Source organism: Deltaproteobacteria bacterium (genome assembly GCA_019309045.1).
In the GTDB taxonomy this organism is placed as follows: domain Bacteria; phylum Desulfobacterota; class Syntrophobacteria; order BM002; family BM002; genus JAFDGZ01.
Map to the genome: position 1 here is coordinate 15,696 of JAFDGZ010000048.1, position 24,411 is coordinate 40,106.

At 51.9% G+C, this 24,411-nt stretch carries 23 protein-coding genes; 9 read left to right on the forward strand and 14 right to left on the reverse strand.

Annotated features, from left to right (window positions below; translation table 11 throughout):
- Window positions 1-61: 61 nt before the first annotated feature.
- The 5 genes from JRI89_11305 to JRI89_11325 all read left to right on the forward strand — a co-directional run bounded on the left by JRI89_11305 (window position 62) and on the right by JRI89_11325 (window position 5,637).
- A complete protein-coding gene (locus JRI89_11305) occupies window positions 62-1,288 on the forward strand; it encodes a bifunctional 3,4-dihydroxy-2-butanone-4-phosphate synthase/GTP cyclohydrolase II (protein ID MBW2071827.1) in 1,227 nt (408 codons plus the stop codon).
- Window positions 1,289-1,414: 126 nt separating this feature from the next.
- Window positions 1,415-1,885, forward strand: coding sequence for a 6,7-dimethyl-8-ribityllumazine synthase (locus JRI89_11310; GenBank protein MBW2071828.1), 471 nt, complete (start codon window positions 1,415-1,417; stop codon window positions 1,883-1,885).
- Between the two features lie 24 nt (window positions 1,886-1,909).
- Window positions 1,910-2,350, forward strand: a complete 441-nt coding sequence (gene nusB / locus JRI89_11315; protein ID MBW2071829.1) for a transcription antitermination factor NusB — start codon at window positions 1,910-1,912, stop codon at window positions 2,348-2,350.
- Between the two features lie 12 nt (window positions 2,351-2,362).
- Window positions 2,363-4,954 (forward strand): leucine--tRNA ligase, encoded by a 2,592-nt coding sequence (locus JRI89_11320; protein ID MBW2071830.1) that lies wholly within the window; start codon window positions 2,363-2,365, stop codon window positions 4,952-4,954.
- Window positions 4,955-5,241: 287 nt separating this feature from the next.
- Window positions 5,242-5,637, forward strand: coding sequence for a hypothetical protein (locus JRI89_11325; protein MBW2071831.1), 396 nt, complete (start codon window positions 5,242-5,244; stop codon window positions 5,635-5,637).
- A gap of 97 nt (window positions 5,638-5,734) precedes the next feature.
- Here the strand turns inward: JRI89_11325 and JRI89_11330 are convergent, their stop codons facing one another.
- The 4 genes from JRI89_11330 to JRI89_11345 form a co-directional block, all read right to left on the reverse strand.
- A complete protein-coding gene (locus tag JRI89_11330; protein ID MBW2071832.1) occupies window positions 5,735-6,010 on the reverse strand; it encodes a 30S ribosomal protein S20 in 276 nt (91 codons plus the stop codon).
- A gap of 462 nt (window positions 6,011-6,472) precedes the next feature.
- The gene (locus JRI89_11335) at window positions 6,473-6,865 is read right to left on the reverse strand and encodes a PilZ domain-containing protein (GenBank protein ID MBW2071833.1); all 393 of its coding nucleotides are present in this window, start codon (window positions 6,863-6,865) and stop codon (window positions 6,473-6,475) included.
- A gap of 14 nt (window positions 6,866-6,879) precedes the next feature.
- Window positions 6,880-7,167, reverse strand: coding sequence for an integration host factor subunit beta (locus JRI89_11340; protein MBW2071834.1), 288 nt, complete (start codon window positions 7,165-7,167; stop codon window positions 6,880-6,882).
- Window positions 7,168-7,392: 225 nt separating this feature from the next.
- Window positions 7,393-7,644, reverse strand: coding sequence for a hypothetical protein (locus tag JRI89_11345; protein MBW2071835.1), 252 nt, complete (start codon window positions 7,642-7,644; stop codon window positions 7,393-7,395).
- A 454-nt stretch (window positions 7,645-8,098) separates the two neighbouring features.
- Here JRI89_11345 and murJ point away from each other — a divergent pair, with 454 nt between their 5' ends.
- A complete protein-coding gene (murJ, locus tag JRI89_11350; protein ID MBW2071836.1) occupies window positions 8,099-9,670 on the forward strand; it encodes a murein biosynthesis integral membrane protein MurJ in 1,572 nt (523 codons plus the stop codon).
- 697 nt (window positions 9,671-10,367) lie between these two features.
- Here the strand turns inward: murJ and JRI89_11355 are convergent.
- From JRI89_11355 to JRI89_11375, 5 genes are all read right to left on the reverse strand, one after another.
- The gene (locus tag JRI89_11355; protein MBW2071837.1) at window positions 10,368-10,826 is read right to left on the reverse strand and encodes a MucR family transcriptional regulator; all 459 of its coding nucleotides are present in this window, start codon (window positions 10,824-10,826) and stop codon (window positions 10,368-10,370) included.
- A gap of 1,193 nt (window positions 10,827-12,019) precedes the next feature.
- Entirely contained in the window at window positions 12,020-14,197 is a 2,178-nt protein-coding gene (locus JRI89_11360; protein MBW2071838.1) for an alpha/beta fold hydrolase, read from the reverse strand.
- Between the two features lie 183 nt (window positions 14,198-14,380).
- Window positions 14,381-14,944 carry an elongation factor P gene (efp, locus tag JRI89_11365; protein MBW2071839.1) on the reverse strand — a complete coding sequence of 188 codons (564 nt, stop codon included), beginning with the start codon at window positions 14,942-14,944 and terminating at the stop codon, window positions 14,381-14,383.
- A 65-nt stretch (window positions 14,945-15,009) separates the two neighbouring features.
- Complete coding sequence (locus tag JRI89_11370) at window positions 15,010-15,831, reverse strand: tetratricopeptide repeat protein (protein ID MBW2071840.1); 822 nt, start codon at window positions 15,829-15,831, stop codon at window positions 15,010-15,012.
- Window positions 15,828-16,232, reverse strand: coding sequence for a septum formation initiator family protein (locus tag JRI89_11375; GenBank protein MBW2071841.1), 405 nt, complete (start codon window positions 16,230-16,232; stop codon window positions 15,828-15,830). The genes JRI89_11370 and JRI89_11375 overlap by 4 nt, the downstream gene beginning before the upstream one ends.
- 602 nt (window positions 16,233-16,834) lie before the next feature.
- On the opposite strand from JRI89_11375, the gene JRI89_11380 reads away from it, so the two are divergent.
- Complete coding sequence (locus tag JRI89_11380) at window positions 16,835-18,388, forward strand: methylmalonyl-CoA carboxyltransferase (GenBank protein MBW2071842.1); 1,554 nt, start codon at window positions 16,835-16,837, stop codon at window positions 18,386-18,388.
- A gap of 90 nt (window positions 18,389-18,478) precedes the next feature.
- On the opposite strand, the gene mce is transcribed toward JRI89_11380, so the two are convergent.
- The 5 genes from mce to ychF form a co-directional block, all read right to left on the reverse strand.
- Window positions 18,479-18,886: a methylmalonyl-CoA epimerase gene (gene mce / locus JRI89_11385; GenBank protein MBW2071843.1), complete on the reverse strand. Its 408-nt coding sequence runs from the start codon at window positions 18,884-18,886 to the stop codon at window positions 18,479-18,481.
- A gap of 159 nt (window positions 18,887-19,045) precedes the next feature.
- A complete protein-coding gene (meaB, locus tag JRI89_11390; GenBank protein MBW2071844.1) occupies window positions 19,046-19,987 on the reverse strand; it encodes a methylmalonyl Co-A mutase-associated GTPase MeaB in 942 nt (313 codons plus the stop codon).
- A gap of 56 nt (window positions 19,988-20,043) precedes the next feature.
- Complete coding sequence (locus JRI89_11395) at window positions 20,044-20,445, reverse strand: cobalamin B12-binding domain-containing protein (GenBank protein ID MBW2071845.1); 402 nt, start codon at window positions 20,443-20,445, stop codon at window positions 20,044-20,046.
- 74 nt (window positions 20,446-20,519) lie between these two features.
- A complete protein-coding gene (locus tag JRI89_11400; GenBank protein ID MBW2071846.1) occupies window positions 20,520-22,199 on the reverse strand; it encodes a methylmalonyl-CoA mutase family protein in 1,680 nt (559 codons plus the stop codon).
- Between the two features lie 139 nt (window positions 22,200-22,338).
- Window positions 22,339-23,391 (reverse strand): redox-regulated ATPase YchF, encoded by a 1,053-nt coding sequence (gene ychF / locus JRI89_11405; GenBank protein ID MBW2071847.1) that lies wholly within the window; start codon window positions 23,389-23,391, stop codon window positions 22,339-22,341.
- Between the two features lie 256 nt (window positions 23,392-23,647).
- Here ychF and JRI89_11410 point away from each other — a divergent pair, with 256 nt between their 5' ends.
- Window positions 23,648-23,998 (forward strand): molybdenum cofactor biosynthesis protein MoaE, encoded by a 351-nt coding sequence (locus JRI89_11410; GenBank protein ID MBW2071848.1) that lies wholly within the window; start codon window positions 23,648-23,650, stop codon window positions 23,996-23,998.
- A gap of 77 nt (window positions 23,999-24,075) precedes the next feature.
- Window positions 24,076-24,411, forward strand: a 336-nt coding sequence (locus JRI89_11415) for a YkgJ family cysteine cluster protein (protein ID MBW2071849.1), incomplete at its 3' end; no start/stop codon positions are given.

A 24,411-nucleotide genomic window follows, 5' to 3' on the forward strand; every position in this document is an offset into this window, starting at 1 on the left:
AGCTCTCCCTGGCCTTTCAGCAGATCTGCTAATCAGGGAGACAGCCTCTAGGAGTTGAAAGATGCCCACAGCAAGCATCCCTGAAGCGCTGGAAGACATCAGGGCTGGCAAGATGGTTATCCTCGTTGACGATGAGGACAGAGAGAATGAGGGAGATCTCTGCATGGCTGCAGAGAAAGTCACCTCAGAGGCCATCAATTTCATGGCCAAGTACGGACGCGGCCTGATATGTCTTTCCTTGACTCCTGAAAAAGTTGAACAATTGCAGCTACCGATGATGGTTTCCAACAATCAGGCCAAATTCCAGACCGCCTTCACAGTTTCAATAGAAGCGCGCTGTGGAGTGACAACCGGTATTTCGGCTGCTGATCGGGCCACCACCATTCTGACGGCTGTCGCTGATGAGGCCCAGCCCCAGGATCTGGTAAGCCCTGGTCATGTATTTCCCTTGAAGGCGCGTAAGGGCGGTGTTCTTGTTCGTTCTGGTCAGACAGAGGGCTCTGTGGATCTGGCCCGACTGGCAGGATTGAAACCGGCCGGCGTAATCTGTGAGATTATGAAGGATGATGGCACCATGGCCAGGATGCCGGATCTGGAAGTATTTGCCGACAGTCATGGCCTCAAAATTGTTACCATAGCCGATATCATCGAATATCGTATGCGCAACGAGTCGTTTGTCCACCGCGCAGCCAGCACTACACTTCCCACTATCCACGGGGGAGAGTTCAATGCCATTGTCTACGTCAATGATATTGATCCCAGTCAACACATTGCCCTGGTAAAGGGAGAGATCAACCCGGATGAAGAGATCCTGGTACGGGTTCATTCGGAGTGTCTCACTGGCGATGTTCTGGGTTCCCTGAGATGCGATTGCGGAGATCAGCTGCATCGGGCCATGGAAATGGTGAATGAAGAGGGCAAGGGCGTCATTCTCTACATCACCAACCACGAGGGCCGGGGGATAGGCCTGGTGAACAAGCTCAAGGCATACGCCCTGCAGGACGAGGGCAAGGACACTGTAGAAGCCAACGAGGCACTCGGATTCAAGGCTGACCTGCGGGACTATGGCATCGGAGCCCAAATCCTTGTTGACCTGGGAATTCGCAAAATGAGGCTCATGACGAATAACCCCAAGAAAATCGTTGGCCTGGAGGGGTATGGCATCACCATAACTGAGAGAGTGCCCATCGAGATTCCTCCAAACCCGTGCAACATCAATTACCTGCGTACCAAATGTTCAAAAATGGGGCATTTGTTGAGTCTGACCAGACAGGAAGAAAACTTCTAGGCCGCCCTGAGACAGGATCAGGTGCTCACGAGTTCTAGCAGCTGGCGGTGACTGAGACCAGACGGCGATGGAACAGCAGGCGCTGGGGCGGGCAGCCCACATCTATTGGCGCAGCGGGAGGAGAATATGGTGGACGTGATTGAAGGCAAGCTGGAGGCCAAAGGGCTCAAATTTGCGGTTATTGTCAGCCGCTTCAATGATTTCATTTCAGATAGATTGGCCGGCGGGGCTCTGGATGCTCTGCTGCGATGTGGTGCCCGGAAAAAAGATATAGAGGTGGTCAAAGTGCCGGGGGCCTGGGAGATACCTCTGGTTGCCAGAAAATTGGCGGAGAGAAGATCGTGCGACGCTATCATCTGCCTGGGTGCGGTTATCCGCGGCAGTACGCCGCACTTTGAATACGTCAGCGCCGAGGTCTCCAAGGGCATCGCGGCTGTGGCTCTGGAAATGGGCATGCCAATCACTTTTGGAGTGCTCACTACTGATACCATCGAGCAGGCTATTGAGCGGGCTGGTTCCAAGGCCGGCAACAAGGGTTGGGAGGCTGCCCAGGCGGCTATCGAGATGGTAAACGTGCTCCGCCAGCTGGAAAAGTGATCGAGGCACACCGAGAATTGCGTTATGGGGAGGCGACACCGTTCGCGGGAAATGGCGGTTCAGGTGCTCTACCAGGCGGACATGACTGGCAGCACAATGAGGGAAGCATTTCAGAGCTTTTGTGAACACTTTGGTCCACCAGAAGACCTGAGAGTTTTTGCTCGGGAACTGGTGGAGGGTGTCCAAGACCACCTGGAAAAGATAGATGCACTTATTGAAGAGGGATCTGAGCACTGGCGACTGACGCGTATGTCAGCAGTAGACAGAAATGTACTGCGTCTGGCAGTCTTTGAGCTTCTGCATCGCCCCGACATTCCTAGCAAGGTGACTATTAATGAGGCTGTGGAACTAGGGAAAAAATTTGGCTCCGAGGACTCTGGTGGCTTTATTAACGGTATTCTGGACAGAATTAGAGCACAGCTCGAAACAGGCGGTCAGAGCTGTGAACCTGTTGACTGGAGTTGAAGTGGAGGAAACATGGAGGCACGGTACGACCCTGGTGTGATTGAACCTCAATGGCAACGCTTCTGGGAAGAACGTGGGTTGTTCAATGTGACTGAAGATCCTGATAAGCCCAAGTACTATCTTCTCGAGATGTTTCCTTATCCTTCCGGACGCATTCACATGGGACACGTGCGCAATTACACCATTGGTGACGTTGTAGCACGTTACAAAACCATGCGGGGCTACAATGTCCTCCACCCCATGGGCTGGGACGCCTTTGGCATGCCTGCTGAAAATGCGGCCATCAAGGCCAATTCTCATCCGGCAACCTGGACTTACAACAACATTGCTCAGATGAAAGCCCAACTCAAGCGAATGGGATTCAGCTACGACTGGAACAGAGAGCTTGCCACCTGTGATGTCTCCTACTACCGCTGGGAGCAGCAGATATTTTTGAAGATGTACGAACGGGGGCTGGCCTATCGTAAGAAAGCGTATGTAAACTGGTGCGCCACCTGCCAGACAGTGCTGGCCAACGAGCAGGTTGAAGGTGGACTCTGCTGGCGTTGCGGTCAGCAGGCAGAACAGAAAGAGATGGAGCAGTGGTTTCTGAAAATCACTGAATACGCCGATGAACTGCTCGACTATTGTGACAAGCTGCCAGGATGGCCGGAGCGCGTCCTCACTATGCAGCGCAACTGGATAGGAAAGAGCCACGGCGCCATTATTCATTTTCCTATAGAAGGCAGCAATGATCATATAGAAGTGTTCACCACCCGCCAGGATACCGTATATGGTGCAACCTTCATGAGCCTGGCAGTAGAACATCCCCTTGCCCTAGAACTCTGTAAAGGAAAGCCGCAAGAGGCACAGGTTAAGGAATTTATTGAGCATACCAAGCGGATTCAACGCAGTGAGCGCACTTCGGAATTGCTCGAAAAAGAGGGCGTATTCACAGGATCCTACTGCAAGAATCCCATGACGGCTGCCCGCATGCCCATTTACGTGGCTAACTTCGTATTGATGGAATACGGCACCGGAGCTGTTATGGCAGTCCCTACTCATGACCAACGGGACTTCGAGTTTGCCAAGAAATATGACTTGCCCCTCAAGCTGGTGGTGAATCCCCCGGGTGAACAACTCGATGAACAGAATATGACAGAGGCCTATGAGGAGGATGGCGTTCTGGTGAACTCGGGCCAGTTCAGCGGCATGGATAGCGCCGCTGCCAGAAAGGCCATTGCTGAATACCTCGAGGCCAACGGCCTGGGTCTGGCCACAGTAACCTATCGTCTCAGAGACTGGCTCATCTCTCGACAGAGGTATTGGGGTGCCCCCATCCCGATAATCTACTGTGATTCCTGCGGAGTGGTGCCTGTGCCTGAGCATGACCTGCCTGTAGTTCTGCCCCTGGATGCCAGTCTAACTCCTGCTGGAGGAACTCCTCTGCCAAAGCTGCAGGAATTTGTGGAGACCACCTGCAGCAAGTGCGGCGGCCGGGCAAGGCGCGAGGTGGACACAATGGACACCTTTGTGGAATCTTCCTGGTATTTTCTGCGCTATGCCTGTGCAGACTACCAGGAAGGGCCATTGGACAGGGCTAGAGTAGAGTACTGGCTGCCGGTCAATCAATACATCGGCGGCATCGAACATGCAGTGCTCCATTTGCTCTATGCCAGGTTTTTTACCAAGGTGCTTCGAGATATGGGTTTGATAGATCTGGACGAACCTTTCACCAACCTGTTGACTCAAGGCATGGTCTGCAAGGAAACTCTTCGCTGTCCAGAACATGGCTGGCTGGGGCCTGAGGATGTTGCTGAAGAACAGCCGGAAGTGTACCTTTGTCGTCATTGCGGCCGCCTTGCTGAGGTTGGCCGTAAGGAAAAGATGTCGAAATCCAAAGGAAACGTGGTTGATCCAGAAGATCTGGTTAATCGCTACGGCGCGGACACTGTGAGATTGTTCTGTCTATTCGCCTCTCCCCCCGAAAAAGACCTGGAATGGAGTGCCCGGGGAGTTGAGGGTTGCTCCCGATTTCTGAACCGGCTCTGGCGGCTGGTGTACGAAGAGCACCAGCAGCTTGTGGGCATAGCAGCAGTCAGTACCAGCGAAGAATTGGCAGGAGAGGCCAGAGATCTTCATCGCAAGGCGCACCAGTGTATAAAAAAGGTTACCGAAGACATCGAGCAACGATTCCACTTCAACACTGCTGTCAGCGCGGTCATGGAGTTGGTAAACGCTATATACCAGTTTCGCAGCCAGCCGCGGACCGATTATCAGGAACTGCAAGTGCTGCGGTTTGCATTGGAAACCGCCGTACTGCTCATCTCTCCCATGGTGCCCCACATTGCGGAATCGATGTGGCAGGCCCTGGGTCATGACCGCAGCCTGGTAACTGAGCCGTGGCCTCGATGGGATGAAGAGGCTGCAGCAGAAGAGAAACAGCTCATCGTAGTCCAAGTGAACGGCAAACTTCGGAGTCGAATCTATGTGTCTCCCGGGACGGCCAACACTGAGGTGGAGGCTGCTGCCCTTGCGGATGAACGCGTCCGCGCTTTCATTGGAGACCGGGCTGTGCGGAAGGTAGTAGTGGTGCCCGGCAGACTGGTGAACGTGGTTGTCTAGTACGAAACCCGACCGTATAGATGGGGACGCCTGGAGCTGTCTGCAAGACTAAAGGATAGAGCCGCTTGGCACAGGGGCCGAAACAGCCAGATCACCCTCCCGCTAGAAAAACAAAGTGGAGAGGCCTGTTGCACGGCACTTCACTGTGTGCAACTCGCAAGTCCGTTATAACTACAAAGAGCCCCACGCTTTGGCTTCTCCTGTTTGTGCTGACTGCGGCTTGTGGGTACCAATTTTCCCTGACAGAGGGACCGGCGCCAGGGCACATCAATAGCATTGCCATTCCAGTGTTGCAGAATCAAACAGCGGAAATAGGCATCGAGTCGATTTTTACCAATGCTATTATAGATCAATTCGTTCGCAGCAATCGTCTGGCCATCAAGAGTCCTGCAAAGGCTGATGCGGTCCTTACTGGCAGCATTTCCAGGATAAGATCGGAGATTGCCTCCCGGCGCAGCCCTGAAGAAACCTTGACCACGCGGATCTATATCACCCTGGATTTGACTCTGCGCAAAAGGGAGTCTGGCGAGGTGCTCTGGCACGACGACTCACTGAGCTATTTTGCAGAATACGGGGAAGCTGATAATGTTCAGTTGACAAGGGGGGCTCGACGTCTGGCAATAATCAAGATCGCCAATTTTCTGGCCGAAAAGGTTCATGAGAACATCTTCCTCACTTTTTGACTCCCATTGGAAGGAGTTAACCTTTCAACACTTCCACCAGACTGACTGGTACAGGCCGGTGTATGTGACGCCTGAAAAAGAAGGGTGCGCTTGCGCTTCAGCCCTGTTGACTCGCCAGGGCGTGCACTTTCTTGCTCAATCTTGAAATCTTCCTGGAGGCAGTCCGTTTGTGGATCGTACCCTTGGAGGCAGCGCGATCTATGACGGGGATGGCCTCCTGTAAAGCTGCTCGGGCCTCGTCAACTGACTTGTGTTCTACAGCCAGGCGCACTTTTTTTACCACATGCTTTACCCGACTCTTGACAGCGCGGTTGCGTGCCCGGCGCACCTGGTTCTGTCTTGCCCTCTTCATGGCTGACTTGTGAGTTGCCAAAGGAAATCCTCCTATTTGTGCAATATCAATTCTTCTGCTGATCAGCTGACTCTGGGATCGGTAGAATAGGCCTTTTAACACTCAAGGCTGGCAAAAGTCAAGAGGTTTTAGGTGAAATGTATCAACCTTCATAGCAAAGCGTCATTACCATATGGGTGCGGCGACTATTTTGCAGGCAAGACAACGCCCTGTGGGCACACCTTACCAGTCTGTTGCAGGATTGCCCTTGAGTCATAGCTAGTGAAAATATGGCACAGGATCTGCCGCTGCTGATTTTGCCACGGGAGATTGCAGGATGGCTGCTACCCGGAAGCTTGGAGCTTTGCACACAGTGGGGTAGAACACTGCTGAGTGGATAAAAGGACTTCTCCAGTCCGTAGTAGCAATCAGGCCGCCAGCTTGTCCACGTAATAGTAGACGGTTGCGCCGGGTGTTCTCGTACGGGAGGAAAAATTTAGTGAATCAGACTTTATCAACGTCTGTTTCAAGTGTTTCCAGATATTCACAAGCAGCCTTGCCAACCGAAACTTGACCGACTTCCTGAGCAATGAATCGCCGATCTTCGCCGGCTATTCTGAGAAACCTGACGCCCATCCCACGTGGTGTGATATGGTCATCAGGACCATACATATTGGACCACACTACTTCGGCGCGCACCTCGAAAGGATGGTCCGGCGCCTTGATGGTCATGTCAAAGACTTTATTGAGTGCCAATGGCTTGTGGCAACGTATAAAGCCGCCATCCGGCGACAGATGCCGTGTTATACCTTCTAGATCTTGACCATCATGATGAATAATTACCGGCCACCTGATTTCGCCCTTGGGGCAGGAACTCTGCTCATCTACTGCACTCATGCTCTCCGCCCCCTCTATGATGAGGATACCTTGTTGACGCGTTGTTTGAGCTCAGTCCCCATCTTGAAATAAGGTAGATTCTTGGCAGCCACCTGAACTGGTTTGCCGGTTTTCGGATTTCTGCCGCGATAGGGTTGATATTGCTTTACCTTGAACGTACCGAAGCCGCGGATTTCAATACGTTCTCCTGCAGTTAGAGCATTAACCATACTGTCGAAAACAGTGTCGACGCAGACTTTTGCTTCCTTCTGCATCATGTTCATCTTGCCGGAAAGGGCCTTGGCCAGCTGACTTTTGTGCATTGGCTTCTCCTTTGCTCACGAGCTGCCGGGTTGAAACATATGTTTGGCTGTTTTTATAGCAAAGAAAGTGCCAAAAGAGTTGAAGTGGCCAAAAGGTTGCCTGCGTGTGCCTGGGGTCCTGGCAGTGAGGTGCTCTTTATGGCTATGAGAAGGAAGAGCCAAATTCTAAAAAGGGGCTGAGGTCTGCTCTGGACGACCCAGTGCGGCAGACGCTGTTCATCTCCACTATTTGCCTCGCCTCAAGGACCACCTTTCATAGGCCAGGCCGATGAGAAACAGGCCGCCCAATATCCAGATGAGAATGGCCAGTATTTTCAAAACAGAACCTACAGGGGTATAGGTGTGCGAGCGAAAGAGAGGTGAGAAGTCTACTGTGCAACTCTCGTAGGTGAAGGCATAATTCCAGGGAATGTAACCCAATGAACCGACAAGACCAATTCCAACAAAGAACAATGCGGATTTAACCCATTTGTTCATTTTTCTCTATCTGCCTCGGCTAGGCCCCCATCTCTATTGAGATCTCTCAGGGCTGCTGGTATCAGTAAGGGGCATGGTGGTTAACGGGCCTGAAGACAGGGAAAAATTCTGTTGTTACCATACCCAATAGGATAGATAATTTCAACCAAAAAGAGAGCTGGCGCAAATATTTCATGAACAGCGATTGCACTTGTAGCTATAATTGCTTCTAACTCGGGTGCTGCAAGTCGCACAGGTGCAAAGGAAGAAATCGCATAAATGACAAGACGAATCAGTCCCGGACGATGTGGTGGTTGACAATCTCGTCAAAGTGCAACAAGCTTGGGTCGATTGTCTCCCTGGAATGGGTGCTGCTCTGGATATTTGGCGAACTGTTGCAGGTCAACACTTTTGCACTACCACAGCAATGCCAGGGGTAATTAGGCGGCTACCAGTTAGCTGAAGATTTGCACAGATGCAAGACAAGAATACTGATTTCTACCGTCCCGCTGCCCTGATCAGTGGGCTCACCCTGGTGAGCCGCATACTTGGCTTTGCCCGGGATGTGGTCATAGCCTATGTGCTTGGCGCAAGTGTCATCACCGATGTGTTTTTCGTTGCCTTTCGGATTCCCAATCTATTCCGTCGCCTTTATGCGGACGGCTTTCTCAGCCTGCCTTTTATGCATGCCTTTGGCCGCAGTCAAGTGCTTGCTGACGGAGAGGCCTTCAGGAATGTCTCTTCCAGCTTATTCTGTTTGACCACAAGTATCTATACAGCGGTACTCATTGTTGGAGAGTTGGCCGCGCCTGTGCTGGTAGCCATATGTGCGCCTGGTTTCATACATGCCGAGGCCGAGTACAATCTGACAGTCTCTTTGACACGGCTGCTACTTCCCTACATACTGCTCATCGGGGCAACCGGTTTCTTTATGGCGGTGCTCAACAGCAGGGACCATTTTGCCGCACCAGCGGCTGCACCAGCCCTGCTCAATGTCAGTATGATAGCAGCACTGCTGCTGGGACAGTGGTTCATGGCTGCTCCTGTATGGGCACTCTCCTGGGGTGTGCTTATAGGGGGTCTGCTGCAGCTGCTCCTGCAGCTTCCCAGGGGCAGCAAGTTCATCAGTATGCAGGGCTGCAAACAGTGGTGGCGGCATCATGTCTGCAAGCAGACCTCGAGGATAATCTTGCCAACTGTTCTCGGAGCGGCAGTGAACCAGCTGAATATTTTTGTGGCCACCATGTTTGCCTCTTTTCTCGCCGCCGGAAGTATCTCTTTTCTATACTATGGCGAAAGACTGATGCAATTTCCCCTGGGAATATTTGCCAGTGCTGTTGCTACCTCGGTTATGCCCACGCTTACTCGCCATAATGCGGCCATGGAGTGGGCGGCCTTTCGGCAGCAGCTGGTAGAGGCAATTGAGATTCTGTTTTTTTTCACAATTCCTGCTGCTGCAGGACTCTGGATTTTAAGGGAACCTCTGATCCGCCTGGTCCTGGAAAGAGGTGAGTTTGGCGCTGCTGCATCCAGCATGACGGCTGAAGCGCTTGGCTATTATGCTTTGGGACTCTGGGCAGTAGCTGGCTGCCGGCTTCTGGTGGCTGCCTGGTATGCACTCAATAGACCCTATGTCCCTTTTTTTGCCGGGTTGGCTGCACTCACCAGCAATGTTCTACTCTGTCTGGCGCTGGTTGAATCAATGGGTCTCGGCGGCCTGGCCCTGGCGACTTCCCTCGCTGCCGCAATTCAGCTGGTAATCTTGCTGGCTCTGCTGGTCAAGAGGCTGCAGTCCATGGAGACATGCAGACTTCTAGGTGGAGGGTTGCGTTGTCTGCTTGCTTCGGCTTTGATGGCTCTGCTGGTTCACTATCTTTATGCCTTGGCCATAGGGTCTGATTTTGTGATGCCAGGAAATTCACTGCTGCCGATATGTGGCTGCATCCTGGTAGGGGTATTTACCTATCTTGGCATCATTTCACTCCTGGGGTTGCCGCCAAGCGTCAAAAACATTTGGCAGGAGAGACTTTTCCTGGGGAAAGGCTGATATTTATATAGCCACAAGGAGGGAAGGTCTTGAGGGCTGCTGTCGGGCGGCGGCGAGGCGACAGGGCCGCCTAGTCAGTGGTATAAATGCTTGTGAAGAGGCACGCACTGATTTGTGGAGCAGCCTTGCTTTGCAGATTAGTACTCCACAGGATTCATCCACAACAGGTTTTCTGCACCCTCAGGACAGAGCCCCTCTGGCTCGGGGGGGTAGCCAGAAGGGCTCTTCACGGTTGACAAAGGAGGTTAGCTCGCAATCTCTAATTAGTTTGTACCTCGGCGCAACAAAATGTTCCCGAGTAAGTTTGCCTACCTTCAGTGAAACGTGGGGCAACAGACAAACCCCATCTTTGCACTCGCCGAACAAAGATGGGGCAAGAGAGGTATGTTTGGGCCTGGTCCTACTTTTGGCGCCAAAACCCTATTCAAAAAATAGTATAACTTGTTCAATACATGGCGGCAAGGGCAAATGGCAAGAATTTGAGCCTGAAACCTTCGAATCAAAAGTTCAATGACGAACTTATCTACTCAGCGCTCAGTGCAGTGCGGGCAATTGCTTTGAGGTAGATCGCCAAAATACCTCACTGTACTTGCGAATCCAGGCACTAAAGGCTCTATTGCTGGCGAAAACCATCAATAAAGAGCAGCATAGGGCCTCACACAGTAGCTCGAGCGTTGAGAGCACTTGCGCAACTCAGCTATTTCTTGGTCCTCGTCTTCTTTGCCTTTTTCTTTCTTGCCTCCTGCAGTTTTTTACCGAGTCCGAGTTCTTTGGCAGTCTTTCTTCTCTTGGCAGTCAAGGACTTGGCTGACAGGGGCTGCCTGGCAGAAAAGCCCCATTTCTTGCGGTATTCTTTGGGGGTGATTCCGAACTTTGCGAGAGTTCTGGCAGTAATTTGCTTGTATTTCTTGCCATCCTCAAGGTTGACGATGTAATTTCTCTGAATGGATTTGGCTGGATTGGCCCTGAGTTGAGCCAATTCATCGTCAACCGGAGCTTCTTCTCCACGTTCACCTTTTTCTTCCAACTCCTTGATAGACTGCAAGGCCTGAAACGACTTTGTTAAAGCTTCATTGATTTCATCGGCTGACATTGGTGCATGCGAAGCTTGTGCTGCAACAATCTCAGCGGCCATTTCGGTCAAAGATTTTGCCATAATGATTCCTCCCTCTATCTAGTTGTGGAGCGAAAGTAGTTTTTGTAAAGCTAAACAATGTAATATAAAGATGTCAAGTAAAATGTCAAATGAGAATAAGAGAGGAGAACTGAATTCTAGTTAAACTAAAACAAATTTGTTCTTGCGAGACCGCTAGAAAAGCAATAACGCACATGAGATATTGATGTTATCCAAAGGCACTAGTTCAATCTGGTATCAGAGATATTGCGCAATGTCTCAGGCATTTTTCATGAGGTCTTCAGTTGTTTTAATTTTGACGACATGAAGGAAGGCTACTCACTGTCAGCCGACTTGCTCAGTATTGTATGTATCAGACCATGGCAGGCATTGCCTGCGTGTTGTGTCCTGAGTCAATCGTTTCTCAGAACTGAAGCTTGTATTTGCTTGCGATCTGCCATAGACTGGCGGCTCTCTTTTTGTTCAGCGGCATAAACAGACTGACGTTGTAGCACAGCTGCTCTGCACTGCCCGCTGGCAAACAGCAGGTGCAGCGACTCTGGTGGCTGAATACCTGGCAGTGGTTCTAAAAGGTTGTCGGCACCGGCAGGGTAACAGGGGAGAGATGGATCAGAGCACCTGGGAACATTTGCTGACAAGATCGGTTGAATGCGCTGATGAGAGAATCTCCATTCAGGAAAAACTCTCTTACGCCAATCGCCTCAACTGCATGCTGGGCCGCCAGGTTGCGAGCAGATCGAGCCATTGCTCAGCTTGTCGAAACCTTTGAGAAACGGCTGCAAGGTAGTCGTATGCTCATGCAGCAGCTTGGCATTGTGCGTATTTGTACCCAGTGCGACGAAACCGAAGGTGGGAGCTGTTGAGGTGCTGGTCTCGAAAACAAATTCGACGCCATCATGTTACTGGTTAATCTTTTGCTGGGAGCAACATTGCCCGAGAGCCGTTTGCGGATGGGATCATGTTATTTCCTCAGTAAACGGGGCTGCATTCTGCAGTTTCGGTTGATACTGTACGTAGATTTTCTCTGTGAGAAGATATTAACCTGTCTAGATCATTCTGACCTGGTTAGACTGCAAACCATTTCTGGGGAGGAACTGATGGCTGGTTTTCTTCTCTACGACAGGGTCGAACGATTCTTGTCTGAAAAAGGCTTTCCCAGCTCTGCAATCGTCGCTGGCCTGCGTCAGTGATATCGGTGAGACTCAAGAAGGCCATCAGTTGTCTGCCAATTTATTCCTGCTGAACTCCAGGATTCGTGCAAAGACACGCTCACAATCTGCACCTCTAATAATGCTGTGGCGGGCGGCTGGAAAAATCGTCAATTCCTTGTCTTTTGAACCGAGTTTCTGGTAGAGCTCTTCTGTTCCTTCAGGATGCACCACCGGATCTTCTGAGGCCTGAATCAGTAAGGCTGGCAGAGTGATCTCCGGCGCTCTTTTGCCCACCTCGTCCATGAGGTCGAGAAGCTCTTTGATACCATGCACAGGATTGCGCAGATAATTTATTTCAGGATTTTCAGGTTCGTTGGGTACGAAGTGCCAGCGGCTCTCCTCTCGGGAAAATCTATTTACCAGTTTGTTCCACACAACTACTGCAGGGGCCAGACGAGCCGACATTCTTCGCAATTTGAAAGGAGGGTTGATGGCAAAAACGGCTCGCAGCTTGTAGAGATTGTTTGCTGCGAGCATGAGGGCCAGGCCGGCTCCCATGCTGAAGCCACCAGCTATGATATTTTCGCAGCTGTTAGCCAGGATCAAATAACCATGCTCCGCTGATGTGAGCCAGTCCTGCCAGTTTCTGGCTGCGAGATCTTCTGGACTCGTACCATGCCCCCGCAAGCGGACGCCATAGACGGCATAGCCGTTCTGATGGAGGTAATTGGCCAAAGGCCTCATTTCTTCAGGAGCGGCCATGTAGCCGTGAGCCAGCAGTATGCCGTTTTTGGGCCGAAAACGCCTGAGAAAGAAAGGTGCGCCGATATGCCTTGGTTTCGACTCGCCGTCTATTTTGAACTCCTGATAGTCTCTGATGAACTGTGCTTTATCGCTCTTCAGCAGCGCCCGTCTCTGCTGCCAGCGAATGTACCAGGCCGGGCTCCAGGCGATGCGGCGAATTTCCCTGATGAGTGTCCGGAGGTATTCTACTTCGTTGAGGATCACCAGGTAGGTATTGTCGCGTCGGATGGTGTGGAAGTTAAAAAGAGAGGTCATCTTCAAGGGTTTCTTGGTGATGAGTTCCCCTGTGAGACTTATGACGCCACTTTTTTCGGCCACTGCCAGAAAGTCCGCAAGCTTGCGGGGATAAAGTCGACAAAGTTGACTGCGCTGGTCCTCATGAAGGGCACGGTGAAAGTTGATGCCTTGCAAAGCGACCACTCTCTGGGAGGCCAGAAACAGACGCTGGGCCAATTCGAAGACCGTAAGGCGTCTGTTTGGCGAGTATTTGAGAAGATAGGCGGCCAGGTGATCATGGTTGACTGTTGTCATTCTGTATATGGAGTCCATGACCTTCATGGTAATTTTGCTGGCAGTTCTTCGCATGAGCGCTCGTGAGGGCAGAACCTCATCCGGTGATATGGCCTTGGGGCTGAGGATGTCCTGTTGGATTCGTTGTTGTCGCAGCCATGGCCGAATGGCAAATGGTTCACCAATGCTGATGTCGATGTCAACTCCAGCAAGGAGCATGGTGCCTTCGGTTAGCAGCTCTTCGCGAAACCTCTCAGGGAGGTCCTTGATCAAGAAAGAGGCCAGTCGCTCAATGGCGTTTTCACGGGAACGGATGGGATAGTAGCTGACGTTGACTGGAACCAGGAAGGTTTCCTTACTGTTTACCTCTGCTGCCGTGTGGAGACCGAATACCCTGAGCTGCTCCTCCAGCAGAGGTGAGTGCCCTGAGCGAAGGTGTTCAATGCGCTGCCGGTAGAATTCAGTTCGCAAAGCAAGAACTGCAGCTCCTGTATGGGGAGGGCGCCGGCTGCCGGTGGCACTGTAAATAAGAAATCTGCCGTGTTCGACAATCTTTTTGTCCTTGATCATCATGCCTTCAGGGAAAATTAACCATGAATGGTCGCCTTTCAGCAAGGAGCTGACAATAATTCGATCGCGATTCGGATCCTTGGTAGAAACCGCGCCAATGTTCTCCAGGTAGCTTCGCAGGGTGCCCCTGAAGAAGCCATGATATGCCAGGGCCATAACTGGTTTGCCTGTAAGCTTGTAAAACTCATACGGCAGAATGAGTGTTTCGAGGCGAGTAAAGTGATTGACGACAAATATGAGAACACCGTCCTGGATGTTTTCTGCTCCATGGATGTGCACCGAGGCTCTGAACAGCTTTTCCAGAGCGCTCACCCCAAATTTGCTCAAAGAAAAGGTTAAGCGGTTGATTTCAACCATAGCTGACCAGCCCCAACAAGAATCACCAGACAAAAAATCTGGTTTAACGGGTCACCCCCAACATAAGAGGGGCCCTAACCTGATGTTTTGTAAATTGGCAGTCTTGCTCCGCCGATTCATGCAATATCTGTGCGGGAGGTGAGGAAAGTGTGCTGGCTTTCAACAAGAGAGACTTAGTTGGTGCTACTGTTTGACGCGCTCAATATACTCGCCGCTGCGAGTATCCACCTTCACAAGATCGCCCTCGTTGAGAAAGAGTGGCACCTGAACCACGACACCCGTTTCGAGAGTAGCAGGCTTGGTAGCTCCGGTAGCAGTGTCGCCGCGGACTCCAGGTTCTGTCTGTACTATGGCCAAATCCACAAAGTTGGGCAAATCGATGCCGATAGGTTTGTTGTTGAAGAAGAGAACTTTCACATCGGTGTTCTCTTTAAGGAAGTTCTTGGCATCCCCCAGGTGTTCTTCGTCTATAAAGATCTGCTCGTAGTTATTGTTGTCCATGAAGCAGTAACCTTCTGTATCGCGGTAGAGAAACTGCATTTCTCTTTCAACCAGGTCAGGCCGCTCCACTTTTTCTCCAGAGCGAAATGTTCGTTCCAACACCTGACCCGTCTCCATATTCTTGAGCTTGGTGCGCACGAAAGCTCCGCCTTTGCCTGGTTTGACATGCAAAAATTCCACAATAAGGTAAGGCTTGCCATCGAGTTCAATTTTGAGACCCCTGCGAAAGTCACTGGTAGAGTACATGTCAATCTCCGGTGCCAGGCTCGTTGGTTACCCTGAATCTTCAAGGAGGGAACCTACCGAAATGGTCAGGGCCGTGTTCTTGCTCTGTACATTTTTGACACAATGTCTGCCAATTTTTCACGATCGAAGTCCACTGTCAGGTCTTCAGAAGTAACAGCAGGAGATTTTGTTGGGCGCTCCTCCATGGTTCGCCCAAGCTTTTCTAGCAGCTGCAACAACTTGCGGCCTTTTGCCTGGGATGCGATTCTTTGTTGCAGTGCGGCCAGTCTTTCCTGGATATCCTTCTTTTGCGGAGAAGTTGCCAGAATTTGTCTGTACACTGCTGCTGCTTTCTCCAGGTGCCCTTGTTGGCTGTAAAGTTCTGCCATGGTAATAGTGGCAACCTCAGTGTCATCCGGTACAGCAACAGGCGCCTCTTCAGTTTCGCCCAGGACACCTGAGGATTCCAATGGTTCTTCAGGAGATAGTTGCAGGATTCTAACAACCTGTTGGTAGTATGATGCCTGGTTCTGAAGGCCTTTGTGTTCATATACCTCTGCAAGTGCTTCATAAGTAGTGATGTTGCTATCGAGGATTTCTTTGGCCCGCAGGAGTTCTGCCTCAGCTTGATCTATGTCGCCAGCGCGCAAGTAGGAAAGTCCCATGATGACTCGGGCCCTGAGATCATGGGGATGAACCCTGAGTCCGCTCTGGCAGACTTCAATTGCCTCTCTGTACTTTTCTTTCTCCAACAGCGCCTCGGCCAGGAAAACAAAGACCCTCGAGGTGGGATCTTTCTGCAGCATCTCTCGGTAGAGTTCAATATCCGTCATTGAAGTAGTATGGGCAAGGGTTAGTATGTAGCTGAAATTGGTCAATACTATAGTGGCTTCAGCAAATATTTTCAATAGGAGATCTTCTGCTGAACTCTGCTTCTGCAGTTATCTTCCATGGAGTCGGCACGACTATTCTTGTCATTCTTTATTTCTGCAGCATCAACAGGTGCGAAATATATAATGAGTTCGTCCTTCTTGACCAGTCCCAACTCCTGCCGCGCCAAGTGTTCGAGCGCAGCAGGGTCTGTGCGAAGACGAGTAATTTGTTGATAAAGCTGTTGGTTGTCGTTTTCCAAAGCCTTATTTTTCTGGACCAGTTCCTGGTATTCTTGCTGCAGATGACGAAGGTGCAGGAGACCCTGAGCATTGAAAGTGATCAACAGGAAACTGCTGAGTGGCAAGAGCAGGGCGGCAAAGATGAGCACATATTGCTTTCCGCGTGAAATTTTTCGATTTGCCCTGGTGCTCACCATGATTTCTCACATAAGTAGCTGGGTCTTTTCGTTTCTAGGCAGCGTGCCTCACTGTGCAGCAAATTATTGTTTCAAGAGAGTTTGGCAAGAAGTTTGCCTTTTTTATCACAGGAATAGGTTTGTTGTAAACGTCTTTATAAGAAAAGTATCGCCCACGGCAATTGGCTTGATGGCAAAATAAATGTGCTCCTGATAACGAGTATCGGTAAGCAGGCGCGGCAGAGGATGGTAAGCACGGCAATGAGTCGGTAGCCGAAGGCTTCAGCCTGCGTTGTCCTGTGTTGATATCGATTTGGAGAAACAATTTCCCCATGGCACCATTGTCATGCTGGCCGCTGGCTCAGCCTTCAGGTTAGCCGCCAGCAATCGAGCGGTGAAAGCGGTGCACTTTCATTTTGCCATCAACCCATACGGCAAAGTTGCAATAGTGATTAGCTGGCCTCTGCTGATCCTGCCAGAGTATAATTTCTGCTGGCAGTAGGAGTGACAGGAGAAAGGCCGGCCGGGAGAAAAGCCTTGACAAAAAGAGGTGAGAATATAAAATACTCAAATTTCTAGGAAAATTAAATAAAATGCCACACATTGAGAACAGGAGAGGATAGATGGGCATTGTTGCAGATAAGATCAGAGAATTGCGAGACAAAGAAGCCAAAATCAAGGAAATGGGTGGTGCGGAGGCGGTAAAGAAACAGCACCAGAGAGGAAAGCTTACCGCCAGGGAGCGCATCGATCTCCTTTTCGACCAGGGCACCTTTCGGGAAACTGACATTTTCATGAAGCACCGCGGCACGCTCTTTGGCCTGGATAAAATGGAAATCCCGGCTGATGGAGTGGTAACGGGCTTTGGCAAGGTGAACGGCAGGCCGGTGTGCGCCTTTTCGCAAGATTTTACTGCCCGGGCTGGCACCCTTGGAGAGATGCATGCCAAGAAGATTTGCAAAGTTCTGGACATGGCTATGAAGGCCGGCATTCCCGTGGTGGGATTCAACGACTCGGGCGGAGCAAGGATTCAGGAGGGGGTGGATTCACTTTCCGGCTATGGCCAGATATTCTACCGCAACGCCATTGCCTCCGGGGTTATCCCCCAAATTTCTGCAATCATGGGGCCCTGCGCTGGAGGGGCTGTGTATTCTCCTGCAATGACTGATTTTGTCTTCATGGTGAAGAAAACCAGCTACATGTTTATTACCGGACCTGACGTGATCAAGGCAGTGCTGGGTGAAGAGATTACTTTCGAAGACCTGGGCGGCGCCATGGCCCACAATAGCAAGAGCGGCGTAGCCCATTTTGCCTGCGAAGACGATGCCAATGCCATAGAACAAATCAAACTCCTGTTGAGCTACCTGCCGAGTAACAACATGGAGGAGCCGCCGCGGGTGGATACAGGCGACAGCATTACCCGAACCGATCCTGCCCTCGACAGCATCATTCCGGACAACCCCATGGGCTCGTATGACATGAAGGATGTCATCCGATCCATCGTAGACAATGGAGATTTCCTCGAAGTACACCAGTTTTATGCCCAGAATATGGTTGTTGGATTTGGCCGCCTGGCCGGACGCACCATAGGAATCATTGCCAACCAGCCCAAAGTGCTTGCTGGCTGCCTGGATGTGGATTCCTCCGACAAGGCCACCAGATTCATCCGCTTTTGTGATTGTTTCAATATTCCCCTGCTCACCATTGCCGATGTGCCAGGTTACTTACCGGGCAGCCAGCAGGAATGGAGCGGTATTATCAGACATGGGGCCAAGCTGCTGTGGTGTTATTCCGAGGCAACGGTGCCAAAGATTACCCTGATTACCCGCAAGGATTATGGGGGCTCTTATTTGGCCATGTGTTCCAGGGATCTTGGTGCTGATCTGGCCTTGGCCTGGCCCACGGCAGAGATTGCCGTTATGGGGGCTGAAGGGGCTGCCAATATAATCTTTCGCCGCGAGATAATGGCAGCCGAGGATCCTGAAGCAAAGCGGCAGGAAAAAATCGAAGAGTATCGCAACCTGCTCTATAATCCGTATATCGCCCAGTCACGGGGATACATCGACGGAATCATCGTGCCGAGTGAGACGCGGCCTCGCCTAATAGAGGCTCTAGAAGTTCTCTCCACCAAGAGGGAGCAGCTGCCGCCAAAGAAGCACGGCAATATCCCACAGTAATACACTTTGCCGGAGAAGTTGGCCCTCCAGGGCAAGTGTCCAGGTTATAAAAAATCGGCGGCGATCCGCTGAGGGCTGGCCGCCCTTAACTCAATCTTGCCGTTCACACAATTCTATGAGCACTCCGTGGGTTGACTTGGGGTGGAGGAAGGCTATCTTGGCACCGCCGGCGCCCACTCTCGGTTTCTCGTCGATGAGCCGTATTCCTTGCTTTTTCAATTCAGCCAGCGCTTCTTCCAAGTTTTCGACTCTGAAGGCAATGTGTTGAATGCCCTCTCCCCGTTTTTCCAGATATTTGGCAATGGGGCCGTCAGCAGCAGTGGATTCCAGCAACTCGACTTCGCTGTCACCCACGGGGAAAAAAGCGGTAGTCACTTTCTGTTCAACCACTGTCTCTGTGCCGGCAAAATTCAGTCCCAGAATGTCGTGAAAGAGTCTCTTGGCCTCGTCTATCTTGTTGACTGCGATTCCCAGGTGGTCGATTTTGACAATTTTCATGTAAGGTTCCTCCATAGGCTTCTTCGAGATCAACGGTTTTTCTACCTGAGTACTTCGAGCCAGCTGGCGCCTGGCGCCAACCAGCAGGTGCACAGCTGGCTGCTGTGGCTGGAGGGAGCTACCTGGCCGCCATGGTTGCCGAAAATCTCAACCCATTGGTCAATGCTCTCCTGACGGGGGAAACAGGCTGTCCACTATTTCCTGGATGCTGCTGTACGGGTCCTTCTTGCGATTGACGATGTCGTCTACAAGAGTGTCAAAGCGACCATTGCCGAGCACTTTTTCTACCACGGCCCGCCCGAGCTCTTTCTGCAACAGAGCCAGGGTTTCCTGTCTGGTCCGCTCGCGCCGGGCTTTGCGCAACACGCCAGTCTTTTCTGCAAAGGCGCGATGTTCATCGATTGCTTCCACCAACTCGGCCACGCCTTCTGCTTCAACAGCAACCGTTTGCAAAACGGGCGGCTGCCAGGCCATGTTCTTGATGTGGCAGTCCTGCTCCACCCGGAGCTGCACCTCTGTCACCAGCTGCTCGGCCCCAGGGCGATCCGCTTTGTTCACCACGTAGAGGTCGGCAATTTCCATCACGCCAGCCTTCATACTCTGAATCACATCGCCAAGACCCGGCGCCAGAACCACAAGGGTGGTGTCTGCTGTTTTGGCAATATCCACTTCATCCTGGCCAACGCCCACTGTCTCCACTATGATCCATTCCTTGCCAAAGGCATCCATGATCTTGACTGCATCGGCGGTAGTTCTGGCCAGCCCGCCAAGATGCCCTCGGGTGGCCATGGAGCGAATGAACACCCCTGGATCAGTGGCAGCTCGGTGCATGCGGAGGCGATCTCCCAGGAGAGCCCCTCCAGTAAAGGGACTGGAGGGATCTACCGCAATGATGCCCACAGTGTGCTGCCGCCGCCGCAGTTCCATAGCGATCTTGTCGCTCAGAGTGCTTTTGCCGGTTCCAGGGGAGCCGGTTATGCCAAGCACATAAGCCCTGCCCGTGTAGGGATAAATGGCGGCCAACAGTTCGAAGGCTTGCTGGTCTTCATTTTCAACCAGGGTTATCAGCCGGGACATTGCCCTTACCGACCCGGACAGCATTTCTCTTACCAGGTTCTGCTCAATCACCGTACAGCCCGCCAGACCCAAGAAAAGGTTCAGTTTTCTTTGACATGATCCCGAATAAACTTAACAATCTCTTCGGTTCTCGTTCCCGGACCAAAAATGGCGGCCACGCCTGCCTCTTTGAGCCCAGGAAGATCTTCTTCAGGAATAATGCCTCCGCCAATAACCAGGACGTCGTCCATGCCCTTTTGGCGGAGAAGCTGCACCACTTTCGGGAAAAAGTAATTGTGCACCCCACTGAGACTGCTGAGCCCCACAACATCTGCATCTTCCTGAAGTGCGGTCTCCACAATCATTTCCGGCGTTTGCCGCAAGCCGGTGTAGACGACCTCCATGCCGGCTTCAGCAAGCACGCGCGCCAGAAGTTTAGCGCCCCTGTCATGGCCGTCTAGGCCCGGCTTGGCCATAATTACCTTTATCCTTTTTTCGGCCATAACCAGCCTCCTCCCTTGGCATTCCATCAGTAGTTTGCCACAAAAACCAGCAACAACTCTCGTGTTGTGCTTGCTCAGATATATTCTTTGGGGCGATATTCACCCCAGATACTTCTCCAAACGTCGCAGATTTCACCGATTGTTGCTCTGCTCTTCACCGCCTCGATTACGGCAGGCATGACATTCTCTTCAGTACGAGATACCTCTGCCAGATTGTCGAGGGCCCTGTTCACCGCAGACTGATCTCTTTCTGCCCTGAGTCTGGCAAGTTTTTCGCTCTCGATTTCACCCTGTCTGGGATCGACCTTCAACAGATTGGTCAGGGGCGGCTCTTCCATGGTGTACTTGTTGATTCCCACATAGACGCGCTCACCGGATTCTATCTCTTTTTGAAAGCGGTAAGCACTGTCCTGAATTTCTCGTTGAATGTATCCTTCCTCAATGGCCTTGAGAGTTCCTCCCATGGCACCGATCTTGCCGATATAGTCATCGATTTCAGCCTCTATCCTGTCGGTGATTTTTTCCAGGTAATAACCGCCGGCCAGTGGGTCGATGGTGTCGGCTGCACCGCTCTCTTCCGCCACTATCTGCTGGGTTCTGAGCGCCACAGTCACTGCCTCTTCAGTGGGCAGGCAGAGAGCCTCGTCATAGGAATTGGTATGCAGCGACTGGGCCCCGCCGTAGGCAGCAGCCAGGGTCTGCAAGGCGACGCGCACTATATTGTTGAGTGGTTGCTGCGCTGTGAGGGTTACCCCACCGGTCTGCACATGGTAGCGCATCATCATGGAGCGAGGATTACTGGCGCCAAATCGATCCCGCATCACCCTGGCCCAGTAGCGCCGCCCAGCCCGGAACTTGGCTACTTCTTCCAGCACATTGGTAAAGGCATTATAAAAGAAGGAGAGACGAGGCGCGAAGCTGTCTACTGCCAGACCCCGGTCTATGCAAGACTGCACATAGGTAATGCCATTGGCAATGGTAAAGGCCATTTCTTGCGCAGCGGTGGCGCCGGCTTCCCTGATATGGTAGCCGCTAATGCTTATGGTGTTCCACTTGGGCACGTGCTTGAAGCAATACTTTATGAGGTCGACAGTCAAACGCATGGATGGCCCTGGTGGATAGATGTACTGGCCTCGACAGATGATTTCTTTGAGAATATCGTTCTGCACCGTGCCCCCTACCTTGTCGTAGGCGACTCCCTGTTCGTCGGCGAGTGCAAGATACATGGCAAGCAGAATTGTGGCAGGCGCATTGATGGTCATGGAGGTGGTAACCTTCTCCAAGGGGATTTGGTCGAAGAGCACTCTCATGTCATCAAGGGAATCTATGGCCACGCCTACCTTGCCTACCTCTCCCATGGAGAGAGGGTGATCAGAGTCGTAGCCAGACTGGGTAGGCAGGTCGAAGGCCACACTCAAACCTGTTTGTCCCTGCTCCAGAAGATAGCGGTATCGAGCGTTAGTTTCCCTGGCAGTTCCGAAGCCAGCGTACTGCCGCATGGTCCAGAGACGACCGCGGTACATGGTGGGCTGTACGCCGCGTGTAAAAGGATATTCCCCGGGGAAACCCAGTTTGGCCTGGTAGTCCAAGTCAGCGATGTCAACCGGTGTATAGAGCCGGTCCACTTCCATACCTGAAATGGTGGTAAAAACGGCTTTCCGTTCGGGAAACTTGCTGCACACCTTTTGTACGGGACCACAATCCCACTTCTCCTTGGCCGCTTTGATGGCATTAATCTTTGCCTTGTCGAACATAGAAATCCTCCTGAGTTTTACTGTCTAGTTAAACTGTATTACTATGTCAGGCCGTGATTTTTACAGTATATGTATGTCCTCTACTGCAGGGCAGCTCTTGCAAAGAAAAGGAACACAATGGCAAGCTCTGGGTAGCCGCTTATACGTGAAAGCGGAAAAAAATTACGTCGCCATCTTTGACCTCGTACTCTTTGCCCTCCAGGCGAACGCGTCCCTGTTTCTGGGCCTCGCTGTAACTGCCAGCGGCTTGCAGGTCAGTATAGGAGACGACCTCAGCGCGAATGAAGCCGCGCTCCATGTCTGAGTGAACCACTCCGGCAGCTTTGAGGGCTGCAGTACCTCGCTTTACTGTCCAGGCCCTAACTTCCTGTTCGTTGGCAGTGAAAAAAGATATCAGATTTAGGAGTTTGAAGGAGGCATGAATCAACCGCTCTCTGGCCAGGGATTCTACTCCCATTTCTATCATGAACTCCTCTGCCTCGTGCGCTGGCAGCTGGGCCAGCTCCATTTCCAGTTTGCCAATGATCTCCTCTACCGGATCCTGCACCTTGTCTCTGACGTCAATCAACTCCAGGTGTTCCTGCTCTTCAGGCTGATTGAAAAGGAGCAGCAGGGGTTTCATGGACAGGAAGCTGTAGCCTCGGAGGAGGGGGTCGGCAAATGTGTCCGCTTGTCGGCGGAGCGGTACGTCTTTCTCCAGGAGCTCCTTGCAGGTCAGCAACAGCTGCACTTCTTGCGGATTCTCCTTTTTGCCCCTCTTTTTGTCATGGGCTATTCGGTCCAACCGCTTCTCTATGACAAGAAGATCTGCCAGCATAAGTTCCAGATCCACCTTTTCAATGTCAGCATATGGCTCTGGGTCACCATGTAGAGGATGCGGGAAGTTACGCACTACGTGAACAAGGGCGTCCACTGGCCGAATGTGCGACAGAAAGGCATCACCCAGCTGCTGCTGGTCAGTTGAACCGGTCAAACCGGCCACATCCACGTACTCCACAGTGGCTTCGGTGACTTTCTTGGGGTGGTAGAGATCTGTCAGAAGCGACAGTCGGGGTTCAGGGACTTTAACCACCGCAAGGTTCGGGCCCTGCTGTCCGCCGGAGAATTGCGCGACTTGAGCGCTGCTGCCGGTGAGGGCATTGAATACAGTTGTTTTACCGCTTCCGGGCAATCCTATTATTCCCAGGCGCATTTCGAGATCCTGGACTGTTGCTGCCAAGCAGGCAGTACTATGGTCCACGTCACTGCCGCAGGTTGCTCGTACTATGTCGAAAGGTCATGGCATGCAAGCATTGACGTCATTTTACTGGCCCAACAGCAGGGCAATGCTACAGCAGTCATATTACTCTTTGCGGCCAGCCATATTTGTGCTATGGACTTTACAACAGCCCCTTCACAGTGTCAATTAAATCGACCGCCGTGTGGTTGCACAGAAATAGGGAAAAGGCATGGAACTTCAGGAAATGGTAGCTGCTGTCAAAAGGAGGCCCGACTTTGAGCAGGTGGGTATGATCGCCTGCCACAACGGCGTGGTCCGCGCCACCTCACTCCAAGGAAGGCTGGTAAAAGGATTGGAAATACAATTTGACAGAGATGCTTTGCAGAAAGTGCTGACCGAAATGAGGAAGCGGCCCGGCATCATTGAAGTCATGGCTCACCTTTTCGAAGGCTACCGTCGGGTGGGTGAGGATGTGATGCTGGTGGTGGTTGCCGGAGATATCCGGCAGCACGTCTTCCCTGTACTGCTGGAAACAGTGGAGCGAAGTCGAGGTGAGCCGCAAGAAGGAGTTTTTTGTTGACTGAGCTGAAAAAGCTTGTGATTGACAGGGGTCGAAGATGGGTTGAGATCTGGTAACCTCACCGGGGGCGAGCTGGCATGTACGTGGACGAATGTGACGGTTGCCCTGAACCTGGCGCCTGCTGCCGTTATTACCAGGATCTCCTGGTAGGGGTCTTGCTAACCGACGAAGAGAGCGGCCAGTTTCCAGAGGCTATCCACACACCTCTGGGAAGCTTTTTGCCTCTCAAATCTGGTGACAGCGGCGAATGCCTCTTTTTGGACGCCAACGGCCGCTGTGCTGTGCATCACAGCCGCAAACCTGAAGTATGCCGGCGGTGGCACTGTTTTGCCGACTTTGACGAGGACGGACAACCCAGCCGTTTTCTTGAGGATCATCCTCATATCTTGCGCTGGGTATTGAAGAGAAAGCAA

Coding starts and splice junctions, on each gene's coding strand:
- JRI89_11310 (MBW2071828.1), top strand. CDS start 1,415: ATGGTGGACGTGATTGAAGGCAAGCTGGAGGCCAAAGGGCTCAAATTT.
- JRI89_11335 (MBW2071833.1), bottom strand. CDS start 6,865: ATGAGTGCAGTAGATGAGCAGAGTTCCTGCCCCAAGGGCGAAATCAGG.
- efp (MBW2071839.1), bottom strand. CDS start 14,944: ATGTACTCTACCAGTGACTTTCGCAGGGGTCTCAAAATTGAACTCGAT.
- JRI89_11355 (MBW2071837.1), bottom strand. CDS start 10,826: ATGGCAAAATCTTTGACCGAAATGGCCGCTGAGATTGTTGCAGCACAA.
- JRI89_11345 (MBW2071835.1), bottom strand. CDS start 7,644: ATGAACAAATGGGTTAAATCCGCATTGTTCTTTGTTGGAATTGGTCTT.
- JRI89_11305 (MBW2071827.1), top strand. CDS start 62: ATGCCCACAGCAAGCATCCCTGAAGCGCTGGAAGACATCAGGGCTGGC.
- murJ (MBW2071836.1), top strand. CDS start 8,099: ATGCAAGACAAGAATACTGATTTCTACCGTCCCGCTGCCCTGATCAGT.
- nusB (MBW2071829.1), top strand. CDS start 1,910: ATGGGGAGGCGACACCGTTCGCGGGAAATGGCGGTTCAGGTGCTCTAC.
- JRI89_11380 (MBW2071842.1), top strand. CDS start 16,835: ATGGGCATTGTTGCAGATAAGATCAGAGAATTGCGAGACAAAGAAGCC.
- meaB (MBW2071844.1), bottom strand. CDS start 19,987: ATGCTGTCCGGGTCGGTAAGGGCAATGTCCCGGCTGATAACCCTGGTT.
- mce (MBW2071843.1), bottom strand. CDS start 18,886: ATGAAAATTGTCAAAATCGACCACCTGGGAATCGCAGTCAACAAGATA.
- JRI89_11320 (MBW2071830.1), top strand. CDS start 2,363: ATGGAGGCACGGTACGACCCTGGTGTGATTGAACCTCAATGGCAACGC.
- JRI89_11360 (MBW2071838.1), bottom strand. CDS start 14,197: ATGGTTGAAATCAACCGCTTAACCTTTTCTTTGAGCAAATTTGGGGTG.
- ychF (MBW2071847.1), bottom strand. CDS start 23,391: ATGCGCCTGGGAATAATAGGATTGCCCGGAAGCGGTAAAACAACTGTA.
- JRI89_11395 (MBW2071845.1), bottom strand. CDS start 20,445: ATGGCCGAAAAAAGGATAAAGGTAATTATGGCCAAGCCGGGCCTAGAC.
- JRI89_11410 (MBW2071848.1), top strand. CDS start 23,648: ATGGAACTTCAGGAAATGGTAGCTGCTGTCAAAAGGAGGCCCGACTTT.
- JRI89_11340 (MBW2071834.1), bottom strand. CDS start 7,167: ATGCACAAAAGTCAGCTGGCCAAGGCCCTTTCCGGCAAGATGAACATG.
- JRI89_11400 (MBW2071846.1), bottom strand. CDS start 22,199: ATGTTCGACAAGGCAAAGATTAATGCCATCAAAGCGGCCAAGGAGAAG.
- JRI89_11375 (MBW2071841.1), bottom strand. CDS start 16,232: ATGGTGAGCACCAGGGCAAATCGAAAAATTTCACGCGGAAAGCAATAT.